Source organism: Erwinia sp. AC075 (assembly GCF_979253995.1).
The window spans coordinates 3,355,092-3,369,523 of record NZ_CEEDEU010000001.1; the positions used below are offsets into that span (position 1 = coordinate 3,355,092).

Consider the following 14,432-nt stretch of genomic DNA (forward strand, 5'->3'; position numbering starts at 1 on the left):
ATGCATTTAAAGGTCTTGCCCCAGCGGTCAACCTGAAATAACAAGGATCGGTCGCCGTCAGGCGACAGAAATACCCCTCACCGCAAGGTGATAACGGGCGTAATTAAATAAGAGAAAGGCTCTTAAAATAAATGGACCTGATGGGTTTCGAAATTAAATTCCCTTTGCGTAGCGCGTCAGATCCAGATATCAGTAGCTATAGATGCAGGCTTTTGTTTACGCAAAAAATAATCCCGTGCGGCCGATTTATTTGACTGAATAAAAACATTGCACGCTAATCATTAACAGGATGAGATTAATTATCACCTGTCGTCTTAAATTTGGATTAAATCGCTATTTTAAAAGCCTTTCGCTTAAAAAATGACTTCTCTGGAATCAGGGAGATGGCGGGCATGGAAAAAGGAATAACGCATTAATACATTAACGATATGAACTAATCTGCTGCGAAAAAGGGTGTGGTTTTTGCGAGGTGGGACAAATCAGATGGATGAGGGCTGGCAGCAGGAAAACCTGCCACCAGCACCAACGTTAAATCAAGACGTTGAGGCTAAGGTCTTCATTTTAGTCTCGTAGGCAACCGCCTGTTTAGCATCAAACTGGTTCTCCCACTTGGCAATAACCAGCACCGCCAGCGCATTACCGACCACGTTCAGCGCGGTACGCGCCATATCCATGATACGGTCTACACCGGCGATAAAGGCCAGTCCTTCCAGTGGGATACCGACGCTACCCAGCGTGGCCAACAGCACCACAAAAGAGACGCCCGGTACGCCAGCAATGCCCTTTGAGGTCACCATCAGCGTCAGGACCAGCACGATTTCCTGCCCAATCGACAGGTCAATACCGTACAGCTGGGCGATAAAGATCGCCGCAATGCTCTGGTACAACGTCGAGCCATCGAGGTTAAACGAGTAGCCGGTCGGCACCACAAAACTGGTGATGGATTTCGGCGCGCCGTAGGCTTCCATCTTCTCCATGATGCGCGGCAGCACGGTTTCGGAACTGGAAGTGGAGTATGCCAGGATCAGCTCATCTTTCAGGATGCGCATCAGCGTGGTAATCCGCAGGCCGCAGATGCGGGCCACCGCGCCCAGCACCACAAAGGCGAAGAACAGGATGGCGGCGTACACCAGGATCACCAGCTTCGCCAGCGGCCACAGGGAGGCGAAACCAAAGTTGGCGATGGTCACCGAGATCAGCGCAAACACGCCAATCGGCGCATAACGCATGATCATGTGCGTGACCTTGAACATCGCTTCCGAGGTCGAGCGGAACACCTTCAACAGCGGGTCGCGGTGTTCAGACGGCAGCGAGGAGAGTCCCAGCCCGAACAGCACCGAGAAGAAGATGATCGGTAGCATGTCGCCCTTGGCGATCGCGGCAAAAATATTCTGCGGGATTAACGACAGGATGGTGTTGACCAGGCTGTGCGCCCCGCTCTGCACCTGTGCCGTGGTCGCTTCATATTTAGAGATGTCCACCGTTGCCAGCGTCGACATATCAATGCCGTAGCCAGGTTTAAACACATTCGCCAGGGTAATCCCTACCACGATGGCAATGGTGGTAATCACTTCGAAATAGACGATGGTTTTCACGCCAATGCGTCCGAGTTTTTTTGCATCACCGACGCCGGCAATACCGACAATCAGCGTAGAGATGACGATCGGCACGACGATCATTTTGATCAGGTGAATAAAGATGTCACCGGCCGGGCTGAGAATGTTGGTGATTAACCATTCACGTTCGGATGGCTGATTATGCAATATAGCGCCGACGATGATCCCCAGTACTAACGCCGTCACTATTTGCCAGGCAAGGCTGAATTTTACTTTCATAACTTGTCTTTTTCCTTAACAAAACCCGGTCTCCGCGCGCAGTTGGCGGAATGAATCACTCTCAAGGGGAGTAGGCCGAAGTCGGCTAATTCGCGGATGATGGATGGTTGAAACCTGAATTTCAGGCGCGTGATAAGTACCATTTTCACTGGGTAAATTGCAACCCTCGGCGAGATGTGGCTACTTTATGGCCTGCGGACAGGATAAAGCTCTGAAACAGCCCCACATAAACTAAGCCATTGTTATACTTGGCAATATTTGTTACAGATAAAGCATATCTATGCAATATCGTGCTGTGACCTGAAATAGCCCTGCGGTTCGGTTGTCTACTTTTCACTCAGCCCAGCGGCCCGCGTCGGCGTTTTGACCGACGGAAATAAAGGCAAATTTCGCGTCTCCGGCGGCCGTTTTCGCGCTTTTCATTACCTGTTGTTATGACGTGATCTGTGGCGCAAAAAGCAAACAAAACTCCCCGGCTCGCTTCAATTAACCTTTGATTGACATATCATTAACATCTTCAAGGAGAATAGCCATGAGCCAACAACACCGACATCCTGTTCCCGCCAATATTGCGGAAAACACCCTGATTAATGCCCAGCAGTATGAGTCCATGTACCAGCAGTCCGTGCAGGACCCCGATGCCTTTTGGGGCCAGGAAGGTAAAATTCTCGACTGGATCAAACCCTATACCGCGGTGAAGAACACCTCGTTCGCGCCGGGCAATATCGATATTCGCTGGTTTGAAGACGGCACGCTGAACCTGGCGGCCAACTGTCTCGATCGCCATCTGCACAGCCGCGGTGACCATCCGGCAATTATCTGGGAAGGCGATGATGCCAGTGAAAGCAAAACCCTGACCTTCCGCGAGTTACACCGGGAAGTCTGTCGCTTTGCCAACGTGCTGCTGGAACTCGGCGTGAAGCGCGGCGATGTGGTGGCTATTTATATGCCAATGGTGCCTGAAGCGGCCGTTGCCATGCTCGCCTGCGCCCGCATTGGCGCGGTGCATTCGGTTATTTTTGGCGGCTTCTCACCGGAAGCCGTTGCCGGCCGTATTATCGACTCCAACGCCCGTCTGGTGGTCACCGCCGATGAAGGCGTGCGCGCCGGTCGTTCAATCCCGCTAAAGAAAAACGTCGACGATGCGCTGGCCAATCCTGGAGTGACATCGATCGCCAACGTGGTGGTGTTTCGCCGCACCGGCAAAGAGGTGGCCTGGGAAAATGGTCGCGATCTCTGGTGGCACGAGCTGGTCAACAAAGCCAGCGCCCACCATCAGCCCGAAGAGATGAACGCGGAAGATCCGCTGTTTATCCTTTATACCTCCGGCTCCACCGGCAAGCCGAAAGGCGTGCTGCATACCACCGGCGGCTATCTGGTGTATGCGGCGACCACCTTCAAATATGTCTTTGATTATCATCCGGATGACGTCTACTGGTGTACCGCTGACGTTGGCTGGATCACCGGGCACAGCTATCTGCTGTATGGCCCGTTAGCCTGTGGCGCCACCACGCTGATGTTTGAAGGGGTGCCAAACTGGCCGAAACCCAGCCGGATGGCCGAAGTGGTCGATAAGCATAAGGTCACCCTGCTGTACACCGCGCCGACCGCCATTCGCGCCCTGATGGCCGAAGGCGATAAGGCGATTGCAGGCACCGATCGCAGCAGCCTGCGCATTATGGGTTCGGTCGGCGAGCCGATTAACCCGGAAGCCTGGGAATGGTATTACAACAAGATTGGCGACGGCCGTTGCCCGATCGTCGATACCTGGTGGCAGACCGAAACCGGCGGCTTTATGATCACCCCGCTGCCGGGTGCCACCGAGCTGAAAGCCGGTTCGGCCACCAAGCCGTTCTTCGGCGTGCAGCCGGCACTGGTGGACAACGAAGGCAATCCGCAGGAAGGCGCGGGCGAAGGCAATCTGGTGATTGTCGACTCCTGGCCGGGCCAGGCGCGTACGCTGTACGGCGATCACGATCGCTTTGAACAGACCTACTTCTCCACCTTTAAGAACATGTACTTCAGCGGAGACGGTGCCCGTCGCGATGAAGATGGCTACTACTGGATCACCGGCCGCGTGGATGACGTGCTGAACGTCTCAGGCCACCGCCTGGGCACGGCAGAGATTGAGTCGGCGCTGGTGTCGCATCCGAAAATTGCCGAAGCGGCAGTGGTCGGTATTCAGCACAGCATTAAAGGCCAGGCGATTTATGCCTATATCACCCTGAACAGCGGTGAAGAACCGTCAGCAGAGCTGTATGCCGAAGTGCGTAACTGGGTGCGTAAAGAGATTGGCCCGATTGCCACGCCGGACGTCTTGCACTGGACGGATTCACTGCCAAAAACCCGCTCGGGGAAAATTATGCGCCGTATCCTGCGCAAAATTGCCTCCGGCGATACCAGCAATCTTGGCGATACCTCAACCCTGGCCGATCCTGGCGTGGTAGAAAAACTACTTGAAGAGAAACAGTCTATTAAGATGCCTTAAGTCCGGTTAATAGATTTCCTTTATTGATGGGCAGCGTAATAAAAAGTCGTTAATAACGCTGCCCATTATTCCTTTCACTGACCATTACCCTTTTTAAAAAAATAAACCCTGTACTTATACCTCTGGAGACTCTGTGATGAATGAACTTATTTATCAACGGATAGAAAAGAGTGCACGCTTTAAAGAACTGGTGAGAAAACGCCAGGCCTTTGCCACTCTGCTCTCCGTCATCATGCTCATCCTGTACGTCGGTTTTATTCTGTTAATTGCCTTTGCGCCTGGCTGGCTGGGCGCGCCTCTGCATGCCGGTACCAACGTGACCCGTGGTATTCCCATTGGTATTGGCCTGATCGTGATCTCTTTCCTGCTGACCGGCGTCTACGTCTGGCGCGCCAACGGTGAATTCGACCGCTTAACCCGTGAACTGCTGAAAGAGGTGAAAGGATGAAGCGCCCTCGTTTATTGCTCTGTCTGGCGGCGCTGCTGCCGTTCTCTGCCCTGGCGGCGGACGCGATCACCGGTGCGGTGCAAAAGCAGCCCACCAATTACGAAGCGATCGTGATGTTCCTGATTTTTGTCGCCTTTACGCTGGGGATTACCTACTGGGCGTCGAAACGTACCCGCTCGCGCAGCGATTATTATACCGCCGGCGGCAATATTACCGGCTTCCAGAACGGGCTGGCGATGGCCGGTGACTTTATGTCCGCCGCGTCATTTTTGGGTATTTCCGCGCTGGTTTATACCTCCGGGTATGACGGGCTGATCTATTCGCTGGGATTCCTTGTCGGCTGGCCGATCATCCTGTTCCTGATTGCCGAGCGTCTGCGTAACCTGGGGCGCTATACCTTCGCGGACGTGGCGTCCTATCGTCTGAAACAGATGCCGATCCGCACGCTGTCCGCCTGTGGTTCACTGGTGGTGGTGGCGCTGTATCTGATTGCGCAGATGGTGGGCGCAGGCAAGCTGATCCAGCTGCTGTTCGGCCTGGATTATCATGTTGCGGTGGTGCTGGTCGGGATTTTGATGGTGATGTATGTGTTGTTCGGCGGCATGCTGGCCACCACCTGGGTGCAGATCATCAAAGCCGTGCTGCTGCTGTTCGGCGCGTCGTTTATGGCGTTTATGGTGATGAAAACCGTCGGCTTCAGCTTCAATAACCTGTTTACCCAGGCGATGGCGGTGCACCCGAAAGGCGTTGAAATTATGCGTCCTGGCGGGCTGGTTCACGACCCCATCTCCGCGCTGTCGTTGGGGCTGGGACTGATGTTTGGTACCGCTGGCCTGCCACATATTTTGATGCGTTTCTTCACCGTCAGCGATGCCCGTGAAGCGCGCAAAAGCGTGTTCTACGCCACCGGCTTTATGGGCTATTTCTACTTCCTGACCTTTATTATCGGCTTTGGTGCGATCTTGCTGGTCGGCGCGAATCCGGCGTTTAAGGATGCCAGCGGCGTGCTGATCGGCGGCAACAATATGGCGGCGGTGCATCTGGCGGATGCGGTTGGCGGCAGCCTGTTCCTCGGCTTTATCTCTGCCGTGGCCTTTGCCACCATTCTGGCGGTGGTCGCCGGTCTGACCCTGGCGGGCGCTTCGGCGGTCTCTCATGACCTGTATGCCAGCGTGTTCCGCAAAGGCCAGGCCACCGAGCTGCAGGAGCTGCGGGTATCGAAAATTACCGTGGTGCTGCTGGGCTTTGTCGCCATCGCGCTGGGGATTATGTTCGAGAAGCAGAACATCGCCTTTATGGTCGGGCTGGCGTTCTCTATCGCGGCGAGCTGTAACTTCCCGATTATCCTGCTGTCGATGTACTGGTCGAAACTGACCACGCGCGGCGCGATGATTGGCGGCTGGCTGGGGCTGATTACGGCGGTGATGCTGATGGTGCTGGGCCCGACAATCTGGGTTCAGGTGCTGGGCAATGCCAAAGCGATCTTCCCGTATGAGTATCCGGCGCTGTTCTCGATGTTAGCGGCCTTTATCGGCACCTGGCTGTTCTCGATCACCGACAGTTCGGCATCGGGCGCAGAGGAGCGTAAGCGCTTCCAGGCACAGTTTGTACGTTCACAGACGGGTGTCGGGATTGAAGGCGGGAAATCACACTAAACGGGCGTTGAGGGGCGGATCGAACGATCCGCCCTTGCGCATCAGAAGTGAACTGACGCACCGACATAAGGACCATCAGCAATGACGTTGTCTTTACGACCGTCTTTGCCGTTCATGGTCATGTACTTATAGCCCACGCGCACGTCAACCAGCGAGATTGGCTGGAAGCTCACGCCGCCAGAGGCTTCCTGGTAGTTGTCGATATGGCTGGAGAACGCGTCCGGCGAGTAGTAGTACTCACCAAATACGTTGAACATGTGGGTGACCGGCACCTTCACGCCAGCACCGACGGCAACGGCATAGCCATCTTTGCTGTCAGTGGGGTTGGTCGACATCACTTTCGCGCCAGGCGACAGGAACACATCGCCAATCGCGACGTTATAACCCAGACCCAGGCTCTCAACGTTGCCATCATGATCGCTACGCAGCCAGTCACCTGAAAGCGCAAATCCTGGGGAATCGGTGCCCAGACCCAAATGCAGGTTGGTGTAATCACGACCGACGTCAACGCCGCCATCGATTGCCTGCGCGGATCCTGCCAGCGCCAGAAGCGCCAGTGCGCCTGCGGTAGTTGCCACTGCTTTCATTTTTTATTCTCCTGATGAATTTACTCACACCCTGTACGGGCGGCCTCGCAGAGTAAACCAACTGCCAGCGTATTCCTATGAGACATCACTGACAGAACGCAGAATTTAGTTAACATTACAAAACAGCAGTAACAGGATGTGTCTGTCAGACCGTGGCCCACAGCAAATGGCCAATCGCCGGGGCGATAATCACCGTCACTACGCCAGACAGCATCATCACCAGGCTTGATACCACGCCCTCTTCCTGGCCGATTTCATAGGCGCGGGCGGTGCCGGCACCGTGCGACGCCGCGCCAAATCCGGCCCCTTTCGCCATGCCCTGTTTCACCGCCAGACGGATAAACAGCACGTCGCCCACTGCCATACCAAACACCCCGGTGATCACCACAAACAGCGCCACCAGGTCCGGCTGTCCACCGAGCTGTTTCGCTGCGGCCAGCGCAAAAGGCGTGGTGATCGAGCGCACCGCCAGGCTGCGCTGGATGGCTTCCGGCAGCGTTAACATGCGCGCCAGCCACACCGAGCTGAACACGGCAACCGAGGTGGCGGTGATCACCCCGGCGCTCAGCGACATCCAGTGGCGGCGGATTATCGCCAGGTTTTCATACACCGGCACGGCAAAGGCCAGCGTTGCCGGGCCGAGCAGCCACAGCAGCCAGTGGCTTTCGCCGATATAGTTCTGCCAGGAGATATGGGTGATCACCAGCAGCGCCACCAGCACCATCGGCGTCATCACCAGCGGCATCATCAGCAGTTTATGCCAGCGGCGATACAGCCGTTTGTTGAGGAAGTAGATCGTCAGCGTGGCGATCAGACAGAGTACGCTGACCCGCAGATCATTCATGGTTGCGCGCCTGTTTGCGTTCCGCCAGCCAGATTTCGAAGCGATAAACGCGATCGACCACCAGCGCGGTAGTTGCAAGCACCAGCAGCGTACTGATGCCGATCACCAGCATGATGCGCCAGCCTTCGACGCGCAGCAGTTGCGAGTAGTTGACCACCGCCACCACCGCCGGCACAAAGAACAGCAGCATTTCCGCCAGCAGCCAGCGGGAGCCGGCTTTAACCCAGTCCAGCGGCAGCACGCGCAGCATAATCAGCGCCAGCAACAGCAGCATGCCGACGATATTGGCCGGCAGCGGCAGGTGGAGCCAGTCCACCAGTTGCTCAGCCACTAAAAAGAATCCGATATACAGCGCCACCTGTAATGGCACCTGAACACGTTGCAGCCAGCCCGTTCTTTGCGGATGTAATGCTAACGCCATAATGACCTCTCCCCGAGATTGCGAGTGGGTAGTATAAATCGGTAACAAAGAGTGAAAAAAATGACTTAATATTATTCAAACTATGCCATTCAGGAATGTTTATGGACGTCCGAGCCCTGCGTTATTTTGTCGAAGTGGTCCGCCAGCAAAGCTTTACCCGCGCGGCGGAGCAGCTGTTTGTCACCCAGCCGACCATCAGTAAGATGCTGCGCCAGCTGGAAGATGAGTTGGGCTGCACGTTGCTGATCCGCGAAGGTCGCAAGCTGCATCTGACCGATACCGGGCAGGCGGTTTATCAGCGCGGGCTGACCATCCTGCAGGAGTTTAAGCAGCTGGAAGCGGAAATCACCGATATCAATGATTTAAAAACCGGCGAGCTGAGGCTGGGGATCCCGCCGATGGTCGGGATGCAGATTGCCGGTTCGATTTCGGCCTTCCGTCACCGTTATCCCGGCGTGGAGCTGAAGATTTCCGAATTTGGCGGCCTCACCGTGCAGCAGGCGGTGTTGTCCGGCACGTTGGATATCGCGTTGACCGCATTGCCGGTGGCCGATGATTTGCCGCTCAATTCGCTGCCGTTGATGAGTCATCCGTTATGCGTATTGGTGCCGCGCACCAGCGAATGGTTGCGGCGCACGCATATTCCGATTGCGGAGTTAGCCGGGCATCCGATCCTGATTTATAACGAGGAGTTTTCGTTAAACCGGCAGTTAATGAAGGCGTTTCAAAACAGCGGTTTTGCGCCACAGATCGCGGTGCGCAGCGGTCAGTGGGATTTTCTGGCGGCGATGGTGCAGGCGGGCATGGGCGTGGCGATCCTGCCCGAGCCGATTTGCCAGCGTCTGGATAAGAAGCATCTGCTGTGGCTACCGTTAGAGTCGGATTTGGTGTGGAAGCTGGGGTTAATCTGGCGGGAAGGCAGCTATCTGTCGAAAAGCGCGCAGGCATGGATTGCCTGTTGTCGCGAGTTCTGGCCGGGCCAGGCCCCGACGCTGTCGGTTGGGAGGTTGAAAGAGTGAAGGGCAAAACCAGCTTCGGGGGTAAGGCGTCAGCATAGAGCACGTTTTCCGGGACGCCGTAAATCCATCCCTGGAGGCTTGGCTGCGGCATCCCTGCCGCAGACACCCGGCTAACGTGCTCTATGCCGCCACCCACTAACACTGACGTTTTGGATTAAGGCGGTGGACACACAGGTCAAAAAAAATGGGTTTGACGTGTGTGTCCACAATCGACCATTCAACGCTGAAGCTTGAGGGGAAGGGTGCGAGGGGTGATAAGCAAAGCATCGGCGACAGGGATGTCGCCGCTGAGCCCCCAGGGATGGGTTTACGGCGACTTTGCGTTCACCCCTCTCTCCCTGAGCAAATCACCAGCACACCCAGACGACCTGCGCGCTAACAGCAAAAGCCCACACTCACCCTGCCACCAGCACATCCAGACGACTCACGCTAGCAGGCGAAAGTCATCCAGACGACCTGCGCTATTTACTCTTCTTTCTCGATCAGCAGCGTTTCCAGCAGGTCGAGATCGTGCAGCAATTTCTGCATGGTTTCGTTGCTGATTTTCTGCGTGGCGCGCAGGTGATACAGCTCGCCTCGCTCGGCCCGCAGTGCCGTCAGGCGGAAGCGGCGCTCCAGATTCTCGGCGTACAGCGCGCGCTCCAAATCCTCTTTGCCGTCGACGCGGCGGCGCAGGTTGCCGGTCACGCGCGAACTGACCTCTTTTACCAGCTCCGGATCGATGTTCTCTTCGGTATCGGCGGCCAGACGCTCTTCCATCTTGTGCAGACTTTCAATCGCCGTGCCGGCCATCACTGCCCGCGCCATCTGCACTTCATGACGATGGGCGGTTTTATCCATCCCTTCAATGCCACGCAGCAATAATGGCAGCAGAATCACACCCACCAGCAGCGAGAACAGAATCACGCCCGTCGCCAGGAACACCAGCTCGTAACGTGCCGGGAAGGCATCGCCATTGGTCAGGAACAGCGGAATCGACAGCACACCGGCCAGAGTGATCGCTCCGCGCACGCCGGCAAACGAGGCAATCAGCAGCTCACGCGTTGAGTAACTGGTAAACTCCATCGGCTTCTTCTTCAGCAGGCGCTTGCTGATCTGCTGCATCGCCCACAACCAGCTAAAGCGCACGATCATCAGCGCGGCGTAAATCAGCACCACCGACAGCGCCAGCATCCAGAAATCGACGTTAGGATCGGCTTCAGCCAGATTCATCGAGTTGGTGAGGATGTCCGGTAGCTGCAGGCCCAACATCAGGAACACCATGCCGTTAAACACGAATTCCAGCATCTGCCAGACGCTGTTAGCACGCAGACGCATCGCCAGCGGTGCCTGACGGATAATGCCGGAACGGGAAATGGTCATCCCCGCCGCCACCGCCGCCAGGATCCCGGACACGCCGATATGTTCGGCGATCAGGTAAGAGGCAAACGGCAACAGCAACAGCAGCACGGTTTGCGTCGCCGGGTCATCACCGCTCCAGCGGCTGAGCAGACGCAGCGATTTACCGTACAGCCAGCAGATGGCGATACCGGCTAACAGCCCGCCAATGGCGACCTTCAGGAACTCGATGGTGGCCCCGGAGACGGTAAACACCATGGTGCCCATCGCGACCGCGACGGCAAACTTCAGCGACACCAGGCCAGAGGCATCGTTCATCAACGCCTCGCCCTGCAAAATCGCCATGATTTTCTTCGGGATGCGCCCTTCCCCGACAATGCCGGACAACGCCACGGCATCGGTCGGTGACAGCACCGCTGCCAGCGCAAAGGCCGCCAGCAAAGGAATGCCCGGCACCAGCCAGTAAATCAGATAGCCAATCCCGACCACGGTGATCAACACCAGCACCAGCGCCAGCCCGATAATTTCGCGGCCGTGGTTCAGAAACTCACTGGTCGGGGTTTTCCAGCCATCGGCAAACAGCAGCGGCGGGATAAACAGCACCAGGAACAGCTCGGGATCGAAGTCGACGTGCAAACCAAACGTCGGCCAGGCGAGCAAGGCACCCATGGCGATCTGCACCAGCGGCAGCGGGATTTGAAACGGAATGATGCGGGCAGCGACGCCTGAGAGCGACACCATCAGCGTCAAAATGAGGATGGTAAAGAAGATTTCCATGTTGTCCTTATCTGTCTTCCTGCGAAATACACAAATGCCAGTCGGAACGATCGACCTGAGAGAATAGTAAAACAAAAATGCGGTGGGTTTAAAAACAGGAAGTGCGCTATCGGGGGATTAATGCATTTAAAGGCTAAAATCAGGGGCCGACGGGCGGCCCCTGACGGTTTAGATCGCCCAGCCGCCGGCATAGAATGCCACCAGCGCCACCGCGATAATCACCGTGCCAGCGTTCAGCTTGCGCCATTCGCCCGCAAAAATACGGCCAATCACCAGTGAACCGAAGCCCAGCATGATGCCGGTCACGATATTACAGGTCAGCACGATAAACACCGCGGCCAGCAGGCCGGACATCGCATCAACAAAATCGTCAAAATTGATTTTTGATACGTTGCTCAACATCAGCAGGCCGACATACATCAGCGCCGGTGCCGTGGCATAACCCGGCACCAGATAGGCCAGCGGCGACAGGAACAGGATCACCAGGAACAGCAGGCCGACGACGATTGCCGTCAGGCCGGTTTTGCCGCCCGCCGCCGTTCCGGCCGCCGATTCGATATACACCGCCGCAGGCGATGCGCCCACCAGACCGGCGAAGATGCTGCTGACCGAGTCGGTGGTCAGTGCCTTGCCGCCGTTGATGATCTGATTGTCTTTGTCCAGCAGGTTAGCCTGCCCGGCAACGGCACGGATGGTGCCGGTGGCGTCGAACACCGCAGTCATCACCAGCGCCAGCACGCTTGGCAGTACCGCAGGCTTCAGCGCACCCAGAATGTCCAGGCTGAACACCAGCGAATGACCATTGGCATCATTCAGGCTTGGCATGGCAAACAGCCCCTGGTACTTCACCGCCGGATCAAAAATCAGCCCGAGAATGGAAATGGCGATAATGGTCAGCAGAATGCCGCCCGGCACGCGTAGCTTTTCCAGACCGAAAATTGCCGCCAGGCCAACCATCGACATCATCACCGGGAACGAGGCGAAATCACCGAGCGCCACAGGCAAGCCCGGCGCAGGGTTTTTGACCACCAGGCCAACGCCGTCCGCGGCGATCAGCAGCAGGAACAGGCCAATCCCAACGCCCGTGCCGTGCGCCACGCCCATCGGCAGATTACGCAGGATCCACGAACGGATGCCGGTAGCGGAGATGATGGTGAACAGGATCCCCATCAGGAACACCGCACCCAGCGCCACCGGCACGCTGATATGCTGTCCCAATACCAGGCTGAAGGCGGTAAAGGCGGTCAGTGAGATTGCACAACCAATCGCCATCGGTAGATTGGCCCACAGGCCCATGATCAGCGATCCGAAGCCCGCTACCAGACAGGTGGAGACGAAGACCGCCGTCGGCGGAAAACCGGCTTTGCCGAGCATAGACGGCACCACGATCACCGAATAAACCATGGCAAGGAAGGTGGTCAGGCCCGCCAGAATTTCCTGACGGACCGAACTGCCGCGCGCAGAAATGTTAAACCAGCTGTCCAGCGAACCGCCGGGCTGATGAGAAGGAGTCGACATAGTGAAAAATCCCCTGAGATTTCTTATGAGTTATTGATGCGTGACGCATGAAGCTGACTGATTCAACGTTTCACCATCCCAGGACGCACTGTTCACAGACCGCGAAAACCCGTTAGCCGGGCAACGGTCGGAAAAAAGGCAAACGTTTACTACGTCACGCATTAAGCCGCACTATTTTAAAGGCAAACGATTATCCAGCCTTTATCAGTGCATTATCAACTCCTGATCGCACCTATATTTGCAGCAACCTGAAACGCAGGGGCATTTCAGGCAGAAATCCATTCAGTCGAGCTTCACTTCACCACCCTGTTGCAGGGCACGCTGCCAGGCGGCACGGTTTTGCACTTTCGCAAGCCAGGCCTGGATGGCCGGGGAGTTGGCGGCACCGCCTCGCGCGGTCAGCGCCTGGATCGGGAAGCTCATCTGCACGTCGGCAATGCTGAACTGCTCGCCGGCAAACCACGCGTGGCTGGCCAGATGCTGTTCGATAAATTCGCGATGGGTCGCCAGCTGTTTATCCAGATAGCCTTTCTGCACGCCCTTACCAAAGGCATTGCCAATGGGACGCAGCAGCCACGGCACCGGCGGCTTGCCCATCCGGCTGAAGATCAGCTTCATCACCAGCAGCGGCATTAACGACCCTTCGGCATAATGCAGCCAGTAACGAGACTGCAGGCGCTCGTCCTCATCATTTAGTTTCAGGCGATTTTCTGCGTCATAACGCTCGGCGAGGTATTCAAGGATCGCGCCGGATTCGGCAATCACGCGATTTTCGTCGGTGATGACCGGGGATTTACCCAGCGGATGCACTTTTTTCAGCGCGTCCGGGGCCAGCATGGTGCTCTCACGCTGATAGCGTTTGATCTGGTAAGGCACTTCCAGCTCTTCCAGCATCCAGAGCACACGCTGCGATCGGGAGTTATTCAGATGGTGAACGGTGATCATGCTCTAACCTTGTGTTATACGAAGAGTTATCAGTATAGACCCTCCGCCACAGCCTGATGCCGCTCACTTCCGCTAAGACTCCAGCAGGATTGCGCCGGTGCCGCGCTCGCTCAGCCTGTCGTCCGGGTTGCGCAGCGGGCAATCCTGCATCGACAAACAGCCGCAGCCAATGCAACCGTCCAGATCGTCACGCAGCCGGGTTAAGGTTTCGATGCGCCGATCCAACTCCTCGCGCCATTTCTCGGTCAGCACCTTCCACTCTTTCGGCGACATGCGGTTTCCCGCCGGCAGCTGCATCAGATGGTCACCAATGGTGGCCAACGGAATACCGATGCGCTGCGCAATTTTCACGATCGCTACCCGGCGCAGCACGTCGCGGTGATAGCGCCGCTGGTTACCGGCATTGCGGAAGCTGGTGATTAACCCTTTGCTTTCATAGAAGTGCAGCGCAGAGACCGCCACGCCGCAGCGTTGCGCTACGTCGCCTGGGGTCAGTTCTCGCTTGTTGGGGCAGTTGCGACTTTTTTTCACTTAGCTCTTTACCTCAAGTTAACTTG

The 14,432-nt window shown here is 56.4% G+C and carries 12 protein-coding genes; 4 read left to right on the top strand and 8 right to left on the bottom strand.

Annotated features, from left to right (window positions below; translation table 11 throughout):
- Nucleotides 1-533: 533 nt before the first annotated feature.
- Nucleotides 534-1,835 carry a glutamate/aspartate:proton symporter GltP gene (gene gltP / locus AC0IXH_RS15825; RefSeq protein WP_013200403.1) on the bottom strand — a complete coding sequence of 434 codons (1,302 nt, stop codon included), beginning with the start codon at nt 1,833-1,835 and terminating at the stop codon, nt 534-536.
- A gap of 532 nt (nt 1,836-2,367) precedes the next feature.
- Here gltP and acs point away from each other — a divergent pair.
- The 3 genes from acs to AC0IXH_RS15840 all read left to right on the top strand — a co-directional run bounded on the left by acs (nt 2,368) and on the right by AC0IXH_RS15840 (nt 6,426).
- The gene (gene acs, locus AC0IXH_RS15830; protein WP_265911572.1) at nt 2,368-4,323 is read left to right on the top strand and encodes an acetate--CoA ligase; all 1,956 of its coding nucleotides are present in this window, start codon (nt 2,368-2,370) and stop codon (nt 4,321-4,323) included.
- Between the two features lie 136 nt (nt 4,324-4,459).
- Nucleotides 4,460-4,771 carry a DUF485 domain-containing protein gene (locus AC0IXH_RS15835; protein WP_013200401.1) on the top strand — a complete coding sequence of 104 codons (312 nt, stop codon included), beginning with the start codon at nt 4,460-4,462 and terminating at the stop codon, nt 4,769-4,771.
- Entirely contained in the window at nt 4,768-6,426 is a 1,659-nt protein-coding gene (locus tag AC0IXH_RS15840; protein ID WP_013200400.1) for a cation acetate symporter, read from the top strand. Before AC0IXH_RS15835 ends, AC0IXH_RS15840 begins: the two co-directional genes overlap by 4 nt.
- Before the next feature lie 41 nt (nt 6,427-6,467).
- Here AC0IXH_RS15840 and AC0IXH_RS15845 read toward each other — a convergent pair whose 3' ends face one another.
- From AC0IXH_RS15845 to AC0IXH_RS15855, 3 genes are all read right to left on the bottom strand, one after another.
- Nucleotides 6,468-7,013, bottom strand: a complete 546-nt coding sequence (locus AC0IXH_RS15845; RefSeq protein ID WP_013200399.1) for a YfaZ family outer membrane protein — start codon at nt 7,011-7,013, stop codon at nt 6,468-6,470.
- Between the two features lie 145 nt (nt 7,014-7,158).
- Complete coding sequence (locus AC0IXH_RS15850; RefSeq protein WP_471720703.1) at nt 7,159-7,857, bottom strand: LrgB family protein; 699 nt, start codon at nt 7,855-7,857, stop codon at nt 7,159-7,161.
- Nucleotides 7,850-8,278 (bottom strand): CidA/LrgA family protein, encoded by a 429-nt coding sequence (locus tag AC0IXH_RS15855; RefSeq protein ID WP_134823251.1) that lies wholly within the window; start codon nt 8,276-8,278, stop codon nt 7,850-7,852. Before AC0IXH_RS15855 ends, AC0IXH_RS15850 begins: the two co-directional genes overlap by 8 nt.
- A 101-nt stretch (nt 8,279-8,379) precedes the next feature.
- Between AC0IXH_RS15855 and AC0IXH_RS15860 the strand changes: the two genes are divergently transcribed.
- On the top strand, nt 8,380-9,297 hold the full coding sequence (locus tag AC0IXH_RS15860) for a LysR family transcriptional regulator (RefSeq protein ID WP_013200396.1): 918 nt from the start codon (nt 8,380-8,382) through the stop codon (nt 9,295-9,297).
- Nucleotides 9,298-9,762: 465 nt separating this feature from the next.
- Here the strand turns inward: AC0IXH_RS15860 and AC0IXH_RS15865 are convergent, their stop codons facing one another.
- The 4 genes from AC0IXH_RS15865 to soxR all read right to left on the bottom strand — a co-directional run bounded on the left by AC0IXH_RS15865 (nt 9,763) and on the right by soxR (nt 14,406).
- Complete coding sequence (locus AC0IXH_RS15865; RefSeq protein ID WP_013200395.1) at nt 9,763-11,412, bottom strand: Na+/H+ antiporter; 1,650 nt, start codon at nt 11,410-11,412, stop codon at nt 9,763-9,765.
- 168 nt (nt 11,413-11,580) lie between these two features.
- Nucleotides 11,581-12,930 carry an NCS2 family permease gene (locus tag AC0IXH_RS15870; protein WP_013200394.1) on the bottom strand — a complete coding sequence of 450 codons (1,350 nt, stop codon included), beginning with the start codon at nt 12,928-12,930 and terminating at the stop codon, nt 11,581-11,583.
- A 282-nt stretch (nt 12,931-13,212) separates the two neighbouring features.
- Nucleotides 13,213-13,875: a glutathione S-transferase family protein gene (locus AC0IXH_RS15875; RefSeq protein ID WP_013200393.1), complete on the bottom strand. Its 663-nt coding sequence runs from the start codon at nt 13,873-13,875 to the stop codon at nt 13,213-13,215.
- 72 nt (nt 13,876-13,947) lie between these two features.
- On the bottom strand, nt 13,948-14,406 hold the full coding sequence (gene soxR / locus AC0IXH_RS15880; RefSeq protein ID WP_013200392.1) for a redox-sensitive transcriptional activator SoxR: 459 nt from the start codon (nt 14,404-14,406) through the stop codon (nt 13,948-13,950).
- Nucleotides 14,407-14,432: the final 26 nt, after the last annotated feature.

Coding starts and splice junctions, on each gene's coding strand:
- gltP (WP_013200403.1), bottom strand. CDS start 1,835: ATGAAAGTAAAATTCAGCCTTGCCTGGCAAATAGTGACGGCGTTAGTA.
- acs (WP_265911572.1), top strand. CDS start 2,368: ATGAGCCAACAACACCGACATCCTGTTCCCGCCAATATTGCGGAAAAC.
- AC0IXH_RS15835 (WP_013200401.1), top strand. CDS start 4,460: ATGAATGAACTTATTTATCAACGGATAGAAAAGAGTGCACGCTTTAAA.
- AC0IXH_RS15840 (WP_013200400.1), top strand. CDS start 4,768: ATGAAGCGCCCTCGTTTATTGCTCTGTCTGGCGGCGCTGCTGCCGTTC.
- AC0IXH_RS15845 (WP_013200399.1), bottom strand. CDS start 7,013: ATGAAAGCAGTGGCAACTACCGCAGGCGCACTGGCGCTTCTGGCGCTG.
- AC0IXH_RS15850 (WP_471720703.1), bottom strand. CDS start 7,857: ATGAATGATCTGCGGGTCAGCGTACTCTGTCTGATCGCCACGCTGACG.
- AC0IXH_RS15855 (WP_134823251.1), bottom strand. CDS start 8,278: ATGGCGTTAGCATTACATCCGCAAAGAACGGGCTGGCTGCAACGTGTT.
- AC0IXH_RS15860 (WP_013200396.1), top strand. CDS start 8,380: ATGGACGTCCGAGCCCTGCGTTATTTTGTCGAAGTGGTCCGCCAGCAA.
- AC0IXH_RS15865 (WP_013200395.1), bottom strand. CDS start 11,412: ATGGAAATCTTCTTTACCATCCTCATTTTGACGCTGATGGTGTCGCTC.
- AC0IXH_RS15870 (WP_013200394.1), bottom strand. CDS start 12,930: ATGTCGACTCCTTCTCATCAGCCCGGCGGTTCGCTGGACAGCTGGTTT.
- AC0IXH_RS15875 (WP_013200393.1), bottom strand. CDS start 13,875: ATGATCACCGTTCACCATCTGAATAACTCCCGATCGCAGCGTGTGCTC.